Genomic DNA, 19,108 nt, shown 5'->3' with positions numbered 1-19,108 from the left:
GGCCGTTTTCCTTTGGGGCCAGAGACCAACGTTTCTGGCCCTTGCTTTTGCCTGCGTTTTGGGGCCCATTTCTGGAAATGAGCCCCAAAACGAAAGACTTGTAACACTTTCACCGAATTGTATACGCGGCTTGTCTGGCACCATGGTTACCTTTGTGCAGGTTCTACCGGCGCACCTTTCCTTGCAAGCCGCCGTACAGAAAAAGACCGTAAACCAGGAAACCATGTTAGGCAAAGGCTCCAAACTCTACAGCATCACCCACCTCAAATGTCCCCGCTGCCATGAGGGCAACCTCTTTGAAAACAACAGCCTGCTGGGCTACCGCAAAATGTCGGTCATGCTGGAAAAATGCTCGGTCTGCCAACAGGCCTATGAACCCGAGCCCGGCTATTACTACGGCGCCATGTTCATCAGCTATGCCCTCACCGCCGGCCCTACCCTGGCCATTGTGGGTTTGATGATGCTGTTTGCCGAAGAACTCACCGTCTGGATGCTCATGGGTGCGCTCATTCTGTCACTGCTGCTGTTCATGCCCGCCCTTTTCAAACTTTCCCGCGCCATCTGGATCAACATTTTTGTAAGCTATGACCCAACCGCGGCGGAGAATCCGGTGGCCAGGGGGCATTAATTTGGGGTGCGTTTTTGGTTTCGTTTTGAGAAATGAGGCTGAAAACGGGAAGTTAAAATCTCAAAAAACAATTTGGCTAAAGCCACCAAAGAACCATTTGTTACCCCTGGCTAAAGCCAGGGTCTATTGATACTTTGGTGAAGTAACCTTAATTAAATTGGAAAAATCACTAGGAATGGGTTTTAACCCATTCAACTGTAGATGCGTATTTCCGGCTTTAGCCAAATTCGTTTGTCACCATGTCCTTCGTGAAGGTTTACATCCATTATGTGTGGGGTACCAAGAACCGTGAACCGCTGCTTGCGAGTAAAGAACTGCGGCAACTGGTGTGGCAGCACATGCGGGAAAACGCAAGGGAAAAGGGAATTTACATTGATTATATCAACGGACACAAAGACCATTGCCACTGTTTGGTCTCTTTGGGCCTTGACCAATCCATTCAGAAGGTGGCCCAACTCCTTAAAGGCGAATCTTCTTATTGGATAAATCAGCAGAAATTAACGCCTTCTAAATTTGAATGGCAACAGGAGTATTTTGCCGTTTCTGTGTCAGAATCCATGGTAGCCAAGGTGCGGGAATACATCAGGCGGCAGGACGAACACCACGCCACCAAATCTTTTGAAGAGGAAACCACCGAATTCATGGCGAAATATGGCTTTGTCCGGAAGGATGATTTCTAATTTTTTGGCTAAAGCCTAAATTCGCTTATATGTAAAGAATGCTCTAAAACCCATTCTTAGTCAATTCCCATTTTCGTCAATCTTCCAAATCGTCAATCCTAAATTCACTTACCAAACTTCCGTTTTCAGGCTCATTTCCAGAAATGAAGCCGAAAACAGGAAACTGCATATATTCTTTCTTAAATCCCCTTCGCCTTCTTCCGCTCCGCGAAATAGGCCACCACTTCTTCTCTACCTTTGGCGTTGAACGTCATCTCTGGGGTTAAGCCGCCTTTTCGGCCTACCAACACGCCGTAACGCATGTCTTCATAGCCGCGCATGCTGTGTGCGTCTGGGTTAATGCTCAGGAGCACGTTCTGGCTGAGGGCGTATTCTACCCAACGCCAGTCAATATCTAACCGCCAGGGGTTGGCGTTGATTTCAATGATAACTCCATTTTCAGCGCAGGCGTCAATCACGGCTTTGTGGTCAATGGGATAACCTTCGCGGCGCAGCAATAAGCGGCCGGTGGGGTGCCCCAGCATGGTGGTGTACGGGTTGGCAATGGCGCTGAGGAGGCGGTCAGTGGCTTTGACGATGTCCATCTTGAGGTTGCTGTGAATGGAGGCCACTATGAAGTCAAAGCTGGCTAAAACGTCTGGCTCATAATCCAGGGAACCATCATTCAGAATATCAGACTCAATGCCTTTGAAGATGGTGAACGGGGCCAGTTGCTGGTTGAGGCGGTCAATTTCCTGCTGTTGCTGCTGCACCCTGAATTCCTGTAACCCGTTGGCATAGAACGCCGATTTAGAATGGTCGCAGATGCCCAGGTATTGGTAGCCCAACTGTTGACAGTGCACCGCCATTTGCTCCAGGGTGTGCGCGCCGTCTGAATAGGTGCTGTGGTTGTGCAGAATGCCTTTCAGATCTTGGTCTTGGAGCAGCGTGGGCAGTTTGTTTTCTTTGGCCAGTTCCAGAATTCGTGGGCTTTCGCGGAGTTCCGGGGCAATGAAGGGCAGATTCAGGCGACTGAAAATAGCTTCCTCTGAGGGCGCGGCATCGCCGTAGGCTTCCGACATCAGCGAGTCACCAGCGTCATTTAGCGGTTGGGTGAGCCATTGCGGGTTGGCCGAATATAAAAGCACTTGGTTCGCGAAACGGCGTTCCGACACCAGCCTGATTTCCAGTTTCACGCCAGAGGCATCATGCGTTCCACGCCACACAAACGGGCCAGAAGCGGCTTCTTGCGGCGTGATGCCGGACAGTTCATCCAAATAAGAAGACCAGGCGGCATCGTCTTTCAAACTTACCAGGAATTGGAGCGTGTCCAGAATTTCCAGGTTGCGGCGGAAGTCACCCACCACTTCGACCTGGGCTGTTTTTGAGCTCTGTTTCAGAAATGAGAGCAAATCCAGGGCCAGCGGTTCGGCCTCGGCCCAGAGCAGTTTGCCTTTGTTGGACTCGGTGTATTGCAGGCCTTCTAAAATAGTCTGTTGGGTCTTCGCCCCGAAGCCTTTGAGTTTAGAGATCTCGTTTTTCTCGCAGGCTTCGCGCAGCGCTTCTATGGATTCTACGCCCAGGTCTTTCCAGATGGTTTTGATTTTCTTGGGGCCAATGCCTTTGATGTTGAGCATCTGCACCACGCCTTCGGGAGTAGTTTCCAGCAGGCGGTTCAGGTCGGTGTGGCTGCCGGTCTGCACGGCTTCCACAATCTTGGCGGCCATGCCTTTGCCAATGCCGTCCAGCCCTTCCAGCTGCGCCTGGCTCATCTGGTGAATGGGTTTCTCCAGCCGTTCCAGCACCATCACGGCGCTGGTGTACGACCGTATCTTGAACGGATTTTCTTCGTGCAGCTCCATCAAGGAAGCCGTGAGCCGGAACATTCTGATCAATTCTTTATTCTCCACGGGGCAGGTTGGCTAGGTGACAAAACAAAGATAACAGATAGTCCTGAGTTCTGAGTCTAGAGTTCTGAGTTGTGGTGAAGAATGGTTTATGGCTGCGCCGATGTTCCGTTTTGGGGCTCATTTCCGGAAATGAGCCCCAAAACAGGAACATCCCAAACTTTTAACTCAGAATTCAGAACTCAGAACTCAGGACTCTTTTTGTATATTGTGCCTAGATTGCGCGTGGCACTTTGGCGGCGGCGATTCCTGTACATGAAACAACTTTTTATTTTTTGCCTGCTGGCTGTAGGTCTTATGGCGGCCAAATGCGGGTCCAGTTCAGATTTACCGGAGAGCGCGTACGGCCGCACGTGGCTGCATTCGTATGAAGAAGACTCCGCGGATGTGCGCACGTACCGGCCCAATTCCTTTGATTTTCCGCCGTCCAGAGGGCGCACGGGCTTCATTGTGAAAAAGGAAGGTGATTTTATACGGCTGGCCATTGCCCCCACAGACGGCCTGGAGGAACAGCCCGGTACCTGGCAGGCCACCGGAAAAAAACAGCTTCAGGTAAAATTCAACAGCCCCAAACACGGCACCGAGGAACTGGAACTGATTTCTGTTTCGCCGGAAGTGTTGAAAGTGCGGCGCAAGGTAGCAGACCCGCAGTAGACCGTTTTTAAACCTTCCACCCACCTTCTTACTTGTACCTGAAATAACGGTGCACTTCTTACGCTTTATGAAGTATTGGTTAGTAAAATCTGAACCTGAGAAATACGCCTGGGCAGACCTGGCGCGCGATGGCCAAACCACCTGGGACGGCGTCCGTAATTTTCAGGCGCGCAATAACCTGCAGGCCATGCAGCCAGATGATTTGGTGCTCTATTACCACAGCGTATCTGAGAAAGCCATTGTGGGCATTGCCAAAGTGGTGGCAGCGGCCTACCCAGACCCGTCTGCGCCAGATGACAAATGGGTGGCCGTGACGCTTGCCCCAGAGAAAGCCTTTGCCAAACCGGTCACGCTGGAACAGATCAAGAAAGAAACTGAGTTACAGAACATTGCTTTGCTGCGGCAGTCACGGTTGTCTGTGATGCCGCTCACGCCGTCTGAGTTTGAGTTGCTGCTGCAGTTAGGCCAGTAATTTCTTAAGCCGGCCGTGGGTTTGCGCGTTTGTGTGTTGAATTTTAAACGAAGCTGGTATGCCTGTCCCCATGAGAATTTTCTTTGCGTGTTTCCTGCTGTGGAGCGGGCCGTTCTTGCTTTCTACGCCCGGCCAGGCGCAGGACCGCGAGAAACCCGCCGCCCCGGAGCAAACCCACCGCCTGGAACTGGAAAGTGACTCTTTTAACGACGAGCATTGGGTGCAGCCCCTCACAGACAGCACGCTGCTCCTGATCTCCACCAAAAACGGCTCCTGGTTCTCTAAATCAGACTTTCTGGTGACGCACTACAACCACCAACTAGAGCAGCGCTGGCAGCTAAAGGAAGAACACAAAACCGGCACAGAACTCTACAAAGTGGCCCAAGACGGAAACCAGGTGTACCTGCTGTTCTCCACGCGGGAGATCAAGAAACTCTGGCTCTACCGCGTTGACCTGCAGCAGAAAACCATTTCCAAAACTGAGCATGTGCTGCCCAACAGCTACATCAACCTGCAGGAGATGTCGGCGGTGCAGGGCAACGTGTTTCTCTCTGGCCTGGAAAACTACAAGCTTAGCATGCTGCACCTAGACCCCGCCGAGGAGGAAATCAGACGCCTGCCCGCCGTGTATGGCATGGAAGATGACTTAGGCGATTTCAGGATAGACACGCTCACCAAGGCCGTGGAATTTGTGGTGGCCGAGTCCAACGGCATCCGGTCCCGGGTGCAGACCAAGCGCCTCAACCCCAAAGGCGAAGTGATTGGCACGTATTTCCTGCAGCCACCCATCAATTCCCGCGAAGACAACACCCTGCAGGTGGCCCGCCTCACCCCCGGCGACACGCTCACCAAGCGGCTCATTGGTACGTTTGGCTACCGCACCAACATCTTCGCGAAGGGCTTGTTCAGCAGTGACCTCACCGGCAACCTCAAACTGTATGACTTCCCGCAGCTGTCTTATTTCTTTGATTACCTGCCCGCCCGCCGCCAGAGACGCCTCAAAGCCAAATTCGCGAAGCGCGAGGCCCAGGGCAAGCCGCACATTCTCAGGTACCGGCTGTTGTTGCACCCCATCTTGCAGCACCCGCAGGGCTACGCGCTGGTGGGTGAGATTTACTACCCGCAATACCGCAGCCAAACCTACGTGACCAACAGCCCCGGCTCTTTCACGCACCCAGACGGCCGACGCTTGTTTGACGGGTTCCGGTTCACCCACGCCATTGTCTGCGTCTTTGACCGCCAGGGCAACCTGCTCTGGGACAATTCTTACAAGCTGCCCAATGAAACCTACCCAGAACTGGTGCCTCAGGTAGAGGCCGGCGTGTTGCCAGACGGCAGAATTGCTATGGTCTATTTAGAGGACGAAGAACTGCACCACAAAACCGTAAAACCGGGCGCCTCTATTTCAGACGAAGAAAAATTCAAGGTGCGCACCCAGTCAGAAACGGAGAAACTGGTGGGAAGCAACCGCGAAGGCGTGAGTTATTGGTACGGCAACACGTTTGTGGCCTTCGGGTTCCAGCGCATACGCCCCGCCCAAGGCGAAAGCCGCACCGTTTTCTACCTGCAGAATTTGCAATTTAAGTAACAAGGTTTCCGTTTTAGTGCTCATTTCCAGAAACGGAGCCAAAAACGGAAATCCCCGCAAAACACCTTATATGACGAAACGTCTCACTTGTATATGGTTGACTATTTGCCTGACTTGTTTAAGCCAAGGCGTTGGGGCGCAGGAAAAAAGGAAAGATACCGGCATGCCGCACCAGTCTCCGCCCACCAAAGCCCTGCGTCTGGAGATAGAGAGCAATTCAGCAGAGCAAGAATTTAGGGTGGTAGCGCTGCCAGACAGCAGTCTCTTGGTCATTACAACTAAGAAAGGTCCTTTCTTCGGGAAAACAGATTTTGTGCTTACCCGGTACAACCGTCAGTTAGAAGTGATTTGGCAGGAAAAGTACCCGCATACTCCCGGCCACACCCTCAAGCAGGTGCACGCAGAAGGTCAAGCTATTTATTTAGTCTTTACCCCGCCAGACCATGACCGATTGTTTCTGTATCAGGTTCTGAAATCTACCGGCAAAGGAGGCATGCAGGAGTATAAAATCCCTAACTCAGACCTAATCTTCAAGGAAATGGCAGTGGTGCAGGGGCAGGTCTTTTTCCATGCCATAGATGGCAATAATCTGGTACTGCTTCACCTGAACCCGGTAGCCCAGACTTTATCTTCCGTCCCTTCCTTTTTCGGGCTTGAGGATGAACTGGGCGAGTTCAGGGCAGATACGGCAAGCCGTTCCCTTGAATTCGCCCTGGTGGAAAGCAACGGCACTTTGTCAAGAATGCACGTGAAGCGGCTGCATGCCAACGGGGTAAGCAAAGGGAATTACTTTATTCAGCCAGATTTTAAACTAAGGAACAACTATCTTTTGCAGACGGCCCGGCTCACCCCCGGCGACACGCTCACCAAACTACTGATTGGCACGTATGGCTACAGAACCCAGCAGTTTGCGAAAGGCCTGTTTGTCAGCCCGCTTGCCGGGCAGATCACGTACCTTGATTTTGGCGACCTCCCGCATTTCTTCGGGTATTTAAGCCCTAGGGCTGAGAGGCGCATGAAAGCGAAGTATGCCCAAAAAGAGGCCCAGGGCCAACCCGTTGTCCTGAAACAGAAACTATTGTTACACCCTATTCAACCCCATCCCTTGGGCTATGCGGTGGTAGCCGAGGTGTATTACCCACATTATACCACCATTACCAAAGACCAGTTCAGGAAGGAAAACGGCAGGTTACCCGATTATAATGACTTGCGATTCAGGCTAGACGGTTACCATTTCACGCATGCCCTGGCCTGTGTCTTTGATTTTGAGGGCAACCTGTTATGGGACAACACCTATAAAATGAGAAAAAAGACCTACCCTACGCTGGCACCTACCCTGCAGGCAGGCGTCTCGGCTGCCGGAAACATTACGCTCTTGCAGCAGGAAAGGGAGTTTGTCTGGTATAAAACCCTCATGCCCAACACCGCATTCAGCAATGATCAACGTATGCGGGTGGCTACACAAGACAACACAGAAAAAGTGGTTTTCAGCAAGTTTGAGAACATAATCCATTGGTATGGAGGTAACTTTATTGCCTCTGGTTTCCAGCGCATAAAGTCTGCGAAAGGTGACGCCCGCACTGTTTTCTACTTGCAGAACCTGCAGTTCAAGTAACAGGGTTTCCGTTTTTGCCCTCATTTCCGGAAACGGAGCCAAAAACGGAAATCCCTGCAATTAATTCTACACGGCACGCGCTAAGTATTTATATTTGCCCAAAACCCGGGCCATGCACAAACGCCTCATAGTTCCGCACGCGCTGTTCCAGATCATGATCAGGCGCCTGGCGCACCAGTTGATAGAGACGCACCAGCAGTTCACAGACTCTGTTATTCTGGGCCTGCAGCCGCGTGGCATTTACGTAGCCGACCGCCTGCAACAGACCCTGCAGGAGATTCTGGGCATTACGGTGCAGACCGGCTACCTGGACATCACCTTCCACCGTGACGATTTCCGGCGCCGCGCCACGCCCCTCACCGCCAACGCCACCAAGGTAGATTTCTCCATTGAAGGCAAACGCGTGATTCTGGTAGATGACGTGCTCTACACCGGCCGCTCCGTACGCGCCGCGCTGGACGCCATGATTTCCTACGGAAGACCGGCCCAGGTAGAATTACTGGTGTTGATTGACCGCCAGTACACCCGTGATTTGCCCATTGAGGCCACGTACACCGGCCAGCGCGTGGACTCGCTCCATTCGCAGCGCGTGGAGGTGAGCTGGCAGTCCGGCAGCCACCCCGAAGACGCTATTTGGCTTTTACCCATTTCCCCAGACCAAGAATAACCCATGCAACAGCTCAGCGTTCGGCACCTGTTAGGTATCAAAGACATCACCGCCCAGGATATTCAGCTTATTTTTGAGACCGCTGACCAGTTTAAGGAAGTGCTGAACCGGCCTATCAAGAAAGTGCCCAGCCTGCGAGATGTGACCATTGCCAACGTCTTCTTTGAGAACTCCACCCGCACGCGCCTGTCTTTTGAGTTAGCCGAAAAACGCCTGTCGGCGGATGTGGTGAATTTCTCGGCCTCGGGCAGTTCAGTGAAAAAAGGCGAAACGCTGCTGGACACGGTCAACAACATTCTGGCCATGAAGGTAGACATGCTGGTTATGCGCCACAGCAGCCCCGGCGCGCCGCATTTTCTGTCCCGTAAAATCAAGGCCAACATTGTCAACGCCGGCGATGGCACCCATGAGCATCCCACCCAAGCCCTGCTGGATTCCTTTTCCATCAGAGAGCGTCTGGGGGAGGTGACCGGGAAGAAAATTGCCATCATCGGGGACATCACGCATTCGCGTGTGGCGCTGTCCAACATCTTCGCGTTGCAGAAACAGGGCGCCGAAGTAGCCGTCTGCGGACCTCCTACCCTCCTGCCCAAGCACATTGGCGAATTGGGCGTGAAAATCTTCTGGAATGTGCGCGAAGCCCTGAACTGGTGTGATGTAGCCAACGTGCTTCGCATTCAATTAGAGCGCCAGACCGGTAAACTATTCCCCTCGCTGCGCGAATACGCTTTGTACTACGGCATTAACAAAAAGATGCTAAACGAACTGAACAAAGAGATTGTGCTCATGCACCCCGGCCCCATCAACCGCGGCGTTGAACTTACCTCAGACGCCGCCGACTCGCACCACTCCATCATTCTGGACCAGGTAGAAAACGGCGTGGCCATTAGAATGGCGGTGCTGTATTTGTTGGCGAGCAAAGGGTAAGGAATTCAAACTAGTTTTATCCCATTTTTTAATGAAGTATTTAGCTTGTTTTGCCATCATTGCTCTCCTTGGTATTTCCCAATCTTGGGCACAGAGTAAAGCTAAATATCCACAAATCCAGAATAGAACAACCAATAAAAATCTAGAAGCATTATATACTCATCTGAAAGACTCCCTAGACTTTAGTTGGGTTAGAAAGAATCCTGAGTTGGCCCCTACCAAGCCGTCTTACTTTACAAAGGAGAAAGCCGAAAGACGTATGGTTGTTCCTCTTCAAATCAGTGGTTACAGCATTCCTTTTGTCTGGGATGACAACTTATACTTCCTCAAGTCTTTGTTAAATCAAAATGGAGAGGCTTCTATTCTAAGTGGTGTTCAGGCAGACCCAAATTATAGAGGCTTCAAAGTGCAATGGAAGCAAAAATTACACGGACTTCTGTGGATAGCTGGAAAAATATACAAAGCACCTATCAATTACTGGCATTTAATGGAAGTACAAGACTGCCCAGGCAGTTTTATGTTTCCCTCCCTTCATTTTGAGAAACAGTTTGATGCCCAAGATGCCTTATATAATAACATTCAAGGTCTTGCTATTCTTCCTTTCCCTAATGACATAAAACAAATTACCTTTTCTAAGTCAGTAATTAAATCAAAAGCGGGCAAGGATTTCCCTGGCTTCGGCTATGATTTAAATGCCGATAAGGTGGTTGACATCTTTCTTTTTGAAGAATTGGTAGACCAAGACACGCTTTATGTAAGGCTGTATCTGAATGTTGAAGGGCATTGGGTTTTCAGGTATGCCCACTTAGATGAAACTTGTATCTAATCTGAATGCTTTCCCGTTTTCAGCCTCATTTCCAAAAATGAGCCCTAAAACGGCAATGGCATGATCAAGGGCTGGTTCAGTTCAAAGTCATACAAGGTCTGCAGACGCACGGTGTAATAGGCATCCCAGAAGTTGCGAAGGGAACTCACGTAGCTGCGGCGGGCGGAGTCACGCTCGGTGGCGGCCTGGTTCAGTTCCAGAATCCCGATTTTGTCAGTGAGGTAGCGGTCACGGGCGCCCAGGAAACGGCGCTCAGCCAGGCCGTTGGCTTGCTGGGCAATTTTCATCTGCTCGCGCAGCATCTTGAACCGCTTTACCTGCAGGTACACGTCCTGGTCAAAGCTGGCGCGCTGCTGCTCCAGGTTGGCTTTCACCAGTTTCTGGTTAGCGCGGGCGGTACCCAGTTTCGATTTGGTTCTTCCCCAGTCCATGATGGGCACGCTCAGGGTCATCATCACGCGCTGCTGCTCCTCGGGGGTGCGGTACACGCCGTCCAGGTCATTGGATTGTTGCACCAGGCCGTATTGGAGGTAGAGGTTCGCGTTCACGCCGGCATCGCCCTGGGCGTGGTCCATGTTGCGTTCGGCCTCCATCTCTTCGCGTTTAATGCCAATCATGCGGGCGCGGTTTTCGTGGGCTTTCTCCAGGGCGATCTCTTCATTGATCTCAAACTGCGGAATATTGTCTGGGGTGGTGAGCCGGATGGGGTACGTGTCAGTGATGCCTAGATAAGACCGAAGCCGGATGGTGCTGGTTTCAATGTCCAGTTTGGCCTGTTCCAGGCTTTGCCGTGACGTCAAGAGACTCAGTTCCAGTTGCAGCAGTTCGTTCACGCTGATTTTGGCTTCGTAGAAACGGGCCTGGGCAATCTTGAAGAGCGTGTCATTGTTGGCCACGTTTTTGGAGGCAATGTCAAACCCAATCTGGCTCTGCAGCTGCATGAAATACAAGTCAGTGGCCCTGATGGAAATGCGCTCCATCTCTTCCCAGAAATTACGTTTGGCTTCTTCGTAGCGCAGAGGTTCAATACGTCGGTCCCACTTGAGGCCGTTGTAGCTGAACAGCGGCTGGCGCAAGGTAATCACCGCCGGCGACGACGAATACGAATGGCGGCTCACCGTGGACGGCCGCATAAAATCATCAATGCGTTTGAGGTTGGAGTTGATGGAGATGACGCCGCCCGTAAGACCAATGTTCTGGCTCAGGGCCAGTTCTGTGTAGGTGCTGGCCACGTGCTGCTTCCGGAACTCAATATTTCCTTCGGGCTGCACCACCGGGTTAATGCTGTTCACGTAATCTGGCAGCGTGGCGTGCAGGGTGAGCTGGGGCAGGTAATTGCTTTTGTAGGTCTGGTACTGCCAGGTGCGGTTCTCCAGCTGCGTGAGGGCCTGCTGGTAACTGGGCGACTGCTCCTTGGCCAGTTTAATGACTTCGGCCAGGCTGAAACGGCGGGTGTTGGGGTCTTCTGCTTCCTGCAGCAGGGCGGCGCCTTTGCGCGGGGTCTGGGCAGCGGCGGCCAAGCCCAGCAGGCTGAAGAGCCACGCCAATCCTAAACTACGTACTTTTTTCACTGTTAACGGGGTAAACCGCCTGGCCTTGGGTAGAAAAGCCAAGCGCTGTTTTGGGGCTCATTTCTGGAAATGAGCCCCAAAACGGAAAAACGCTTTTACTTTTTAACCGCGCATCTCGCGCTCAATGTCTTCTATTTCCAGCGGAATGTTGGCCATCAGGTCCTCCGGGCCGTTGGGGGTAATGAGAATGTCGTTCTCCAGCCTAATGCCCAAACCTTCTTCCCGTATGTAAATGCCCGGCTCACAGGTAAAGACCATGCCTGCCTCAAACGGTCGGTATTTGTCGCCTACGTCATGCACGTCAAGGCCCAGAAAGTGCGAGGTGCCGTGCGGGAAGTATTTCTTGTAGAGCGGCGCGTCTGGGTTCTGGTTTTTGACGTCAGACTCAGAAAGCAGGTCCAGTTTAATCAATTCGTTCTCCATCACCTTGCCTACAAACTTGTGGTATTGGTCTAGCGTGTTGCCGGGCACCAGCATTTGTTTGGCGGTGTTCATGACGTGCAAAACAGCGTTGTAAACATCGGCTTGGCGCTTGGTGAATTTCCCGTTTACGGGCATGGAGCGCGTTAAGTCAGAAGCATAATTGGCATATTCCGCCCCGAAGTCCAGCAAAAGCACATCACCGTCCTTACATTCCCTGAAATTGTCAACGTAATGCAGAATGCAGGCATTTTCGCCGGAGGCGATGATGGAACCGTAAGCCGGCCCCCGCGAGCGGTTGCGCAGGAACTCGTGCGTGATTTCGGCCTCAATCTCATATTCCATCACGCCAGGTTTCACAAATTTCAGCAATCTTCTGAACGCTTTCTCGGTGATATTGCAGGCGGTGCGCATGAGTTCAATCTCCCGCGGGTGCTTGATGGAGCGCAGGTAATGCAGGTGTTGGGTGCTTCGGCAGTAATTATGTAATGGGAATTTCTCGCGGAGTTTCTTGCCCAGGCGGGCGTCACGGGTTTCTACTTCCACCACGGCGCGCAGGTGCTCATTGGAGTTCAAATACACGTTCTCGGCAAACGGCATCAGGGAATTCAGGATGGAGTCAAACTCGTGGGTCCAGTAAATGGTCTGGATGCCGGAGACTTCGCGGGCCTGGTCTTTGGTGAGTTTGTAGCCTTCCCAGGTTAAGATGTGGTCATTGGTTTCGCGCACGAACAGGATTTCGCGCAGACGCTCCTCGCGGGCGTCCGGGAACAAAATCAACACGCTTTCCTCCTGGTCAATGCCGGAGAGCCACAGCAGGTCATTGTTCTGCCTAAAGGGCATGGTGCCGTCTGCGTTTGTGGGCATCACGTCATTGCTGTGGAAAATGGCCAGAGAGCTAGGCTTCAGGTAAGAAATGAACTTCTCACGATGTTGGATATACAGGTCTTTCCCGATGGACTCGTACTTCATAGCGGTGGTTTTTCTTGGGTGGTCTGGTGGGCGAACTTCCGTTTTTGGCCTCCATTTCAGAAATGAAGCCGAAAACAGCGCGCCCTTTAAGGCTTAAATGTAAGATTTTAAATCCTATTTTGCAGGGGTAAACACTCTTTAAAACCGTTGGCGCGTGCGTTCTAGTACTTCTCTCAGATATTTCTTTGCTTTATTCTTATGGCTGGTTCTCACGGGCGGCGCCCTGGCCCAGCAGCGGTTCTGGGTGGCCTTCCCAGACAAGCCTGGCCGCGCCGATGAGAATGATTGCCTCAATGCCGTGGTTTCCCAAGCGTATCTAGATTCTTTGCAGGCCCGGGGTTTGGTGGTGACCGCGGTGTCTAAATGGCTCAACGCCGCCGCCGTGCAAGGCTCCCCGGCCCAGATGGCAGGATTGACCAACGCGACGTTTGTGAAAGAAACGCAGCCCATCACGGGTTATTTTCAGCCCACGCAAACAACGGCTTCTCTAGATCTAGAGTTCTTAGCCAAAGCTGTGGACCAACTGCAGCCCCAGGCGCTTTTTGACGCCCAACTCACCGGCAAAGGCGTGAAAATTGGCGTGCTGGACGCCGGTTTTTATGAAGCGCCCGGCAAACCAGGCCTGGCGCCGTTGTTTGCCGGTAACCACGTGAAAGCCCACCGAGACTTTGTGAACCCTACCAACCAGCACTTTTACACCCTCCGCGAAAGCCTCTTAGACAACCACGGCACCAAGGTATTAGAACGAATTGGCGGCTATGACTCTACCAGAAAAGCCTTGACCGGCCTGGCCACCGGCGCTGACTATTACCTGGCCCGCACTGACCACGGCGGCCGCGAGAACCGGCTGGAAGAGGAAAAATTTGTGCAGGCCCTGGAATGGCTAGACAGCCTGGGCGTAAAGCTGGTGAATTCGTCGTTGGGCTACGCCACTGGTTTTGATGACCCCATGGAAAATTACAAACCCACTCAGATGGACGGCAGTAGTTTTATAGCCCGCGCCGTGCAGCTGGCCATTGAAAAGAAAGGCATGCTCATTGTCGTCTCGGCGGGGAACGAAGGAGCTATCAAGAGCTGGCAGGTCATTGGCACGCCCGCTGATGCCGCCGGTACCATTGCTGTGGGCGCCACTGACTATGACCACTGGACGCGCCAGGGCTACAGCGGCATGGGCCCAGCGTTTCTACCGTATCTGAAACCAGATCTGGCCTGCTTCGCCACAGATGGCACCTCTTTTTCGGCACCAATTATCACGGGCTTAACGGCTTGTCTTTTGCAGGCGAACCCTAGTTTAACCGGTGTGCAGTTGGCAGACATTTTGCGAAAGAGCGGGCATTTGTATCCCTTCGGGAATAATTACGTGGGCTACGGCGTGCCGAATGCGGGCAAAGCGTTGGCCCTGGCCCTGGCGCCAGATAAAATTTCTGAGGAAAAAGCGCCCCTGCAGGTGACTGGCACCAAATTCACGTTCACGCTGGAGAAACCGTTGCCTGCGGGTAGCGGCGGCATTGTCTTGTTCCGGAAGAAATCTGCCACGCTGGTCATCAGTCAGCAGAAACTGTCAGGCAACACCAAGAAAATCAACCTCAAACGCCTGCCTGGTGAAACGCACACCACCGTGCAGATGGGAGACCAGGTGGTGGAAGTAGTGTGGCAGTGAACCTCACCCCTAGCCCCCTCTCCCGTTGAGAGGGGAAACTCCGCTGCTGCGTTTTAGGCCTCATTTCACAAACAGAGCCCGGAAACGCGTTTTCGGGCTCTGTTTTGTTAATACTAGTTAGGTGGGAAGTTTTAATTCTTTGGTACAATTCTGAAAGGAACCGTGTACTTCACGGCTACTGGTTTTCCGTTTTGGGTTCCTGGCTCCCAGGTAGGCATAGAGTTAATGACCCTGAGCACTTCCTGGTTAATGGCCGGGGTCAAGCCTTTCAGAATTTCCGTTTTGGTGATGTTGCCTTCCTTGCTTACCACAAATGCCAACACTACCGTACCTTCTACTGTTTCATTTCCGGCAGGTAGGTGGAAATTCTGCGTCAGGTAGGTGAACATAGCTTTTTGGCCACCGGGGAACTCCGGCATTTTCTCCACGGCAATGAACACGCGGTCATCCTGGGGTTCGGCCACGTCCAGCTTTCGGCCTTGTACTACTTTCTCCGGACTGGCTACAGATAGAGCACCATCCATTTTTTTGCTCCCGGAAGCAGTAGCTGCCGTTGAAGGTTTACCAGCTACTGAAATTGCTCCTTTGCCTGTAGTGGCGGCAGGTTGCGCTGTGCTAGGTTTCGGCATGATCCTGAACGGGATGGTGTATTTCACGGCCACCGCTTTCCCGTTTTGCTTGCCTGGGCCCCAAGTGGGCATAGAAGTTAATACCCGCACCAGTTCCTTGTCTTCTGCCGCCCCCAGGCTTTTCAATACCTGCACGTCTGTGATTTTGCCGTTGGGCCGAACAATAAAAGACGCCACCAAAGTCGCCTCTTTTCCGCTTTTGATACGGGACGCAGGTATTTTATAGTTGGCGGTCAGGTACTTGAAGAGGGCCATTTGCCCGCCGGGGAAGTCTGGCATTTGCTCCACCGCTACATAGACTTTTTCGTCGGTTTGGGCGGGTTTGGAATCAACGCTGGTTTTCTGCTGACGGCCTTGCAAATATGCCTGGCGGTTGGCGAAATCTGCGCTCACCGCGGAGAACGAAATGGTATGCGTGGAAACCATGGCTTTGCCGCCCTTCTGGGCCGGGGTCCAGGTGGGCATTTCCCGCACCAGACGCGCAATTTCCTGTTTCACGGCTTCCTGTACGGCAGGCTGGTTGGGCGACACCTCCAACTTGGTCACTTTGCTCAGTTTGGCAGTCCCGTTTTCCTGAATAATCACTTCAAAGGCGCCAACTGCCCGTACTGCTTCTGCCGTTGATTTGCGCTTCTGAAACGCCACCTCGGGCAACGCAAACTGGGTTTTCACATAGGTGTCAAGAGCTTTCTGACCACCTGGGAATTCAGCGGGGCCGTTGGTGGGTTTGGTGTTGGCAACAGCGGCCGGGGCGGCGGCTATTTTTTCTACCGGGCGAAACGCGGCAATGGTGCCTACCAGCAGCGCCAGAACCGGCACTACCAGCAACATGCGGCTTACCCGCGGCGATTTGTGGAGGTTTTTCATCATCTTGATTCTGGCTAAGGTGAGGGATTTTGAAAAGAAAAAGTAACTGCCTACCTGAAAGTCAATCTTCTGGAAGACTTGTTTTAACAGCAAAGAGGAATATTCCTGCAGGCTGGCGCTTTTGACCACGTGGGCATCGGCCAGAAATTCATGGGTTTGTTCCAGGGCTTTTCTATAAAAATAGAGCAGCGGGTTAAACCAGAACACAATGCCCACCAGCGTGACCCAGAGAATATCAAGGCTGTGCTTCTGGTTCAGGTGCACCTGTTCATGCTGCAGAATGCGGTCGGTTTCCTGGGGGCTCAGGGTTTGGGAATTGTCCAGGAAAACGGTGTTCAGGAACGAGAACGTGGGCATTTGCCCGTGGGTGAAATACACGGTGGCTTGGTTCTGCAGGCGGTAAGCGGCGCTTTCCTGCCGTTTGAAGCGGTGCAAGTTCCAGACCTGCCGCCCAAACCTGACCAGGAAAAACAACACGCCCAGCCCGTACGCGGCATACACAAAAGGCCAGACGTTAAAAGGTTCTTCTAGGGGCTCAGTTGCAAGACCAACTTCCGCCTGGCTTATTTCCACCAATTCAAAGGCCACAGCCGCTTCAGGTTCTGGGGCGAACACGGCCGGCAAACTGATGAACGGCAGGGCCAGGGCCAGCACCAACGCGCCCAGCAGGTAGAATCGGTTAAACCCAAAGCAGGTCTCCCGTCTGAGCACCAGCGCATAGAAAAGATAGAACACCGCCAGCGCTGCGCTGGATTCTACCAGATACCGGAGCAGGGTCTCATTCATCTTCAGGCTTGCTAAGGTCCTGTTTCACGTGCTTCAGCATTTCCTCCAGTTCCTTCAGGTCCATGTTCTCCTCTTTGGCGAAGAAAGACACCAGTTTGTTGAATGAACCGCCGAAATAACCGCCCAGAAAATTCTTCAAAAAGAAATGACGATACTCGTCGCGGGGCACCAGCGGGTAATATTCATGCGTTTTTCCGTAGGCCTTGTAAGACACAAAGCCTTTTTTCTCCAGAATGCGCACAATGGTGGAAACCGTGTTATAGGCGGGCTTGGGCTCCGGCAGCTTTTCCAGAATGTCCTTGACAAATCCTTCCTTGAGGTCCCAGAGCACTTGCATGACCTGTTCCTCGGCTTTGGTTAACTCTTTCATAGGCATAAGATTGGATGACTTTCCAAACATAAAACTAAATACTTAGTTTTCAAACTAATTGTTTAGTTTGTTGGAATATTTTTTTTGAACCGGTGCAAAACGCCAAGGAAGTGATTTGACGAAATGGTCTTTTAAGCGATACTCGTAGGGACAGGTCGCGACCTGTCCGAGGCGGTGGCTTGTGAAATCTGTTCACTACGAAGTAAAAAGTGAAAACCGACAGAAGAAATGCGTGGGATCAGGAATGCGTGCGGACAGGTCACGACCTGTCCCTACAATCAACTATACGTAACATCAGCAGATGTAAACACCCCACTAAGCTTACCTAAAAGGGGAGAATCGGTGTTTAGCCAGGCTATTGCATGAATTCACAATTTCCGTTTTCGGGCTCATTTCTGGAAATGAAGCCATAAACGGAAGTTCTCTCCTTCTCACTGCTGCTCTCAAAGTGGCCTGCCTTAAAAGACCAATGGCACAGCCGAATTTTCTCTTATTTTTGCGGTTCTATGAAGATAGGATTTGATGCCAAGCGCGCCTTCACCAACACCTCGGGCTTAGGGAACTACAGCCGCTTTGTCATTTCTGGCATGATGGCGCATTTCCCGCAGGACGAATTTGCCCTGTTCACGCCTCGGCAGAACGATTTGTTCAAAGGCTTTTATCCGCCGGTGGCCAAAACGCAGGTGGTCATGCCCAGCGGCATGGGCAAGCGGTTCTCGTCGGTGTGGCGTACGTTTGGGTTGCGCGCGGCCTTGCCCCGGCACGGCGTGCAGGTGTACCACGGGCTGAGCAACGAACTGCCCTACGGCCTTGACCGCCAGAAAACCAAGCTGGTGGTGACCATGCATGACCTGATCTTTCTTCGGTTCCCAGAGCTGTACCCGCCCATTGACCGCTACATCTACAAAAAGAAATTCAAAGACGCCTGTGACCTGGCGCACCAGGTAGTAGCCATCAGTGCCCAGACGGCGCAAGATCTGGAGGAATATTTTGGTGTGCCGCAGGAAAAAGTGCAGGTGGTGTACCAAGACTGCGATCCCGTTTTTCAGCTCATTTCTTCAAACGAGGCCCAAAACGCCGTCCGGCAGAAATACCAGTTGCCACAGCAGTTCATTTTGTGTGTGGGCACCCTGGAGAAACGCAAGAACCAGTTGCATCTGCTCCAAGGCTGGCACGCCGCGGGTGCCCTATTGCCCCTGGTGTTTATAGGCCGAAAGACTGCTTATTTCAAAGAATTGGAGGCGTATATTGTAAAGCACCAACTGCAAGCCAAGGTGCAGTTTCTGCCCTACATTCCGTTCCAGGAATTGCCCACCATTTACCAGTTGGCCACGGTGTTTGTGTACCCGTCTATCTTTGAGGGCTTCGGGATTCCTGTAGTGGAGGCGTTGAACAGCGGCGTGCCCGTGATCACCTCCACGGGTTCCTGCTTTTCAGAGGCCGGTGGCCCTGCTGCCCGCTACGTTTCCCCCACTGACTCCGCTGAAATGGCGCATGCGCTCCAGGAAGTGCTTTCCAGCCCAGACTTACAGAAAGAGATGGTCAAGAAAGGCTTGGACCACGCCCAAACCTTCCGACCGGAAATCACGATTCCGCAGCTGCACCGGGTGTATGAACAGGTGTTGGGGCTGTAGAATTGCAGCGTAGTTCTGCGTAATGATGTAGTTCTTCTTTCTCTGCCGCAAGTTTAGCGTAGCGTAACATGGGGCAGAACACGTTGCAAGTTTATAAACTTACGTGAGTTGAAAAAATCACCCAGTTGGACACCACACTTACGTTACGCTGGCAGGAATTTCCGTTTTTGGCTTCATTTCCAGAAATGAGCCCGAAAACGGAAATCAATACTATTGACACATCCCCAATTCATCTCTTGCCCTGTGTGCCAATTCT

At 52.3% G+C, this 19,108-nt stretch carries 16 protein-coding genes; 11 read left to right on the top strand and 5 right to left on the bottom strand.

Going from position 1 to position 19,108, the window contains the following annotated elements; translation table 11 throughout:
* The first annotated feature begins 142 nt into the window (after positions 1 to 142).
* Positions 143 to 628, top strand: coding sequence for a DUF983 domain-containing protein (locus IMY23_RS18015; RefSeq protein ID WP_192823408.1), 486 nt, complete (start codon positions 143 to 145; stop codon positions 626 to 628).
* Between the two features lie 239 nt (positions 629 to 867).
* Positions 868 to 1,308, top strand: coding sequence for an IS200/IS605 family transposase (gene tnpA, locus IMY23_RS18010; protein WP_192823407.1), 441 nt, complete (start codon positions 868 to 870; stop codon positions 1,306 to 1,308).
* A 179-nt stretch (positions 1,309 to 1,487) separates the two neighbouring features.
* Here the strand turns inward: tnpA and polX are convergent, their stop codons facing one another.
* Positions 1,488 to 3,197: a DNA polymerase/3'-5' exonuclease PolX gene (gene polX, locus IMY23_RS18005; RefSeq protein ID WP_192823406.1), complete on the bottom strand. Its 1,710-nt coding sequence runs from the start codon at positions 3,195 to 3,197 to the stop codon at positions 1,488 to 1,490.
* 252 nt (positions 3,198 to 3,449) lie between these two features.
* On the opposite strand from polX, the gene IMY23_RS18000 reads away from it, so the two are divergent.
* From IMY23_RS18000 to IMY23_RS17970, 7 genes are all read left to right on the top strand, one after another.
* Positions 3,450 to 3,848, top strand: coding sequence for a hypothetical protein (locus tag IMY23_RS18000; protein WP_225986548.1), 399 nt, complete (start codon positions 3,450 to 3,452; stop codon positions 3,846 to 3,848).
* A gap of 67 nt (positions 3,849 to 3,915) precedes the next feature.
* Positions 3,916 to 4,320 (top strand): EVE domain-containing protein, encoded by a 405-nt coding sequence (locus IMY23_RS17995; protein ID WP_192823405.1) that lies wholly within the window; start codon positions 3,916 to 3,918, stop codon positions 4,318 to 4,320.
* Positions 4,321 to 4,390: 70 nt separating this feature from the next.
* On the top strand, positions 4,391 to 5,908 hold the full coding sequence (locus IMY23_RS17990; RefSeq protein WP_192823404.1) for a hypothetical protein: 1,518 nt from the start codon (positions 4,391 to 4,393) through the stop codon (positions 5,906 to 5,908).
* Between the two features lie 163 nt (positions 5,909 to 6,071).
* On the top strand, positions 6,072 to 7,523 hold the full coding sequence (locus IMY23_RS17985) for a hypothetical protein (RefSeq protein ID WP_192823403.1): 1,452 nt from the start codon (positions 6,072 to 6,074) through the stop codon (positions 7,521 to 7,523).
* A 112-nt stretch (positions 7,524 to 7,635) separates the two neighbouring features.
* Positions 7,636 to 8,190, top strand: a complete 555-nt coding sequence (gene pyrR / locus IMY23_RS17980; protein ID WP_192823402.1) for a bifunctional pyr operon transcriptional regulator/uracil phosphoribosyltransferase PyrR — start codon at positions 7,636 to 7,638, stop codon at positions 8,188 to 8,190.
* Between the two features lie 3 nt (positions 8,191 to 8,193).
* Complete coding sequence (locus IMY23_RS17975) at positions 8,194 to 9,117, top strand: aspartate carbamoyltransferase catalytic subunit (protein WP_192823401.1); 924 nt, start codon at positions 8,194 to 8,196, stop codon at positions 9,115 to 9,117.
* A 31-nt stretch (positions 9,118 to 9,148) separates the two neighbouring features.
* Positions 9,149 to 9,943 carry a hypothetical protein gene (locus IMY23_RS17970; RefSeq protein WP_192823400.1) on the top strand — a complete coding sequence of 265 codons (795 nt, stop codon included), beginning with the start codon at positions 9,149 to 9,151 and terminating at the stop codon, positions 9,941 to 9,943.
* Between the two features lie 44 nt (positions 9,944 to 9,987).
* On the opposite strand, the gene IMY23_RS17965 is transcribed toward IMY23_RS17970, so the two are convergent.
* Together IMY23_RS17965 and IMY23_RS17960 are read right to left on the bottom strand one after the other, a co-directional pair.
* Complete coding sequence (locus IMY23_RS17965) at positions 9,988 to 11,514, bottom strand: TolC family protein (protein ID WP_192823399.1); 1,527 nt, start codon at positions 11,512 to 11,514, stop codon at positions 9,988 to 9,990.
* Between the two features lie 102 nt (positions 11,515 to 11,616).
* Entirely contained in the window at positions 11,617 to 12,906 is a 1,290-nt protein-coding gene (locus IMY23_RS17960) for an aminopeptidase P family protein (RefSeq protein WP_192823398.1), read from the bottom strand.
* Between the two features lie 154 nt (positions 12,907 to 13,060).
* Here IMY23_RS17960 and IMY23_RS17955 point away from each other — a divergent pair, with 154 nt between their 5' ends.
* Positions 13,061 to 14,566 (top strand): S8 family serine peptidase, encoded by a 1,506-nt coding sequence (locus tag IMY23_RS17955; RefSeq protein WP_192823397.1) that lies wholly within the window; start codon positions 13,061 to 13,063, stop codon positions 14,564 to 14,566.
* A 131-nt stretch (positions 14,567 to 14,697) separates the two neighbouring features.
* Here IMY23_RS17955 and IMY23_RS17950 read toward each other — a convergent pair whose 3' ends face one another.
* Together IMY23_RS17950 and IMY23_RS17945 are read right to left on the bottom strand one after the other, a co-directional pair.
* The gene (locus IMY23_RS17950; RefSeq protein WP_192823396.1) at positions 14,698 to 16,848 is read right to left on the bottom strand and encodes a M56 family metallopeptidase; all 2,151 of its coding nucleotides are present in this window, start codon (positions 16,846 to 16,848) and stop codon (positions 14,698 to 14,700) included.
* On the bottom strand, positions 16,841 to 17,218 hold the full coding sequence (locus tag IMY23_RS17945; RefSeq protein WP_192823395.1) for a BlaI/MecI/CopY family transcriptional regulator: 378 nt from the start codon (positions 17,216 to 17,218) through the stop codon (positions 16,841 to 16,843). Before IMY23_RS17945 ends, IMY23_RS17950 begins: the two co-directional genes overlap by 8 nt.
* A gap of 506 nt (positions 17,219 to 17,724) precedes the next feature.
* On the opposite strand from IMY23_RS17945, the gene IMY23_RS17940 reads away from it, so the two are divergent.
* Positions 17,725 to 18,852 (top strand): glycosyltransferase family 1 protein, encoded by a 1,128-nt coding sequence (locus tag IMY23_RS17940; protein ID WP_192823394.1) that lies wholly within the window; start codon positions 17,725 to 17,727, stop codon positions 18,850 to 18,852.
* Positions 18,853 to 19,108 lie beyond the last annotated feature (256 nt).

The organism is Rufibacter sp. LB8 (genome assembly GCF_014876185.1).
GTDB lineage: Bacteria > Bacteroidota > Bacteroidia > Cytophagales > Hymenobacteraceae > Nibribacter.
The sequence above is the reverse complement of the archived record's forward strand: the minus strand, read 5'-3'. Positions and strand labels throughout refer to the sequence as shown.

What these genes read in the sequence shown, in the direction of transcription:
- IMY23_RS17995 (WP_192823405.1), top strand. Translation starts at nt 3,916, where the DNA reads ATGAAGTATTGGTTAGTAAAATCTGAACCTGAGAAATACGCCTGGGCA.
- IMY23_RS18000 (WP_225986548.1), top strand. Translation starts at nt 3,450, where the DNA reads ATGAAACAACTTTTTATTTTTTGCCTGCTGGCTGTAGGTCTTATGGCG.
- IMY23_RS17950 (WP_192823396.1), bottom strand. Translation starts at nt 16,848, where the DNA reads ATGAATGAGACCCTGCTCCGGTATCTGGTAGAATCCAGCGCAGCGCTG.
- IMY23_RS17975 (WP_192823401.1), top strand. Translation starts at nt 8,194, where the DNA reads ATGCAACAGCTCAGCGTTCGGCACCTGTTAGGTATCAAAGACATCACC.
- IMY23_RS17960 (WP_192823398.1), bottom strand. Translation starts at nt 12,906, where the DNA reads ATGAAGTACGAGTCCATCGGGAAAGACCTGTATATCCAACATCGTGAG.
- tnpA (WP_192823407.1), top strand. Translation starts at nt 868, where the DNA reads ATGTCCTTCGTGAAGGTTTACATCCATTATGTGTGGGGTACCAAGAAC.
- IMY23_RS17990 (WP_192823404.1), top strand. Translation starts at nt 4,391, where the DNA reads ATGAGAATTTTCTTTGCGTGTTTCCTGCTGTGGAGCGGGCCGTTCTTG.
- IMY23_RS18015 (WP_192823408.1), top strand. Translation starts at nt 143, where the DNA reads ATGGTTACCTTTGTGCAGGTTCTACCGGCGCACCTTTCCTTGCAAGCC.
- IMY23_RS17945 (WP_192823395.1), bottom strand. Translation starts at nt 17,218, where the DNA reads ATGAAAGAGTTAACCAAAGCCGAGGAACAGGTCATGCAAGTGCTCTGG.
- pyrR (WP_192823402.1), top strand. Translation starts at nt 7,636, where the DNA reads ATGCACAAACGCCTCATAGTTCCGCACGCGCTGTTCCAGATCATGATC.
- IMY23_RS17985 (WP_192823403.1), top strand. Translation starts at nt 6,072, where the DNA reads ATGCCGCACCAGTCTCCGCCCACCAAAGCCCTGCGTCTGGAGATAGAG.
- IMY23_RS17970 (WP_192823400.1), top strand. Translation starts at nt 9,149, where the DNA reads ATGAAGTATTTAGCTTGTTTTGCCATCATTGCTCTCCTTGGTATTTCC.
- IMY23_RS17940 (WP_192823394.1), top strand. Translation starts at nt 17,725, where the DNA reads ATGAAGATAGGATTTGATGCCAAGCGCGCCTTCACCAACACCTCGGGC.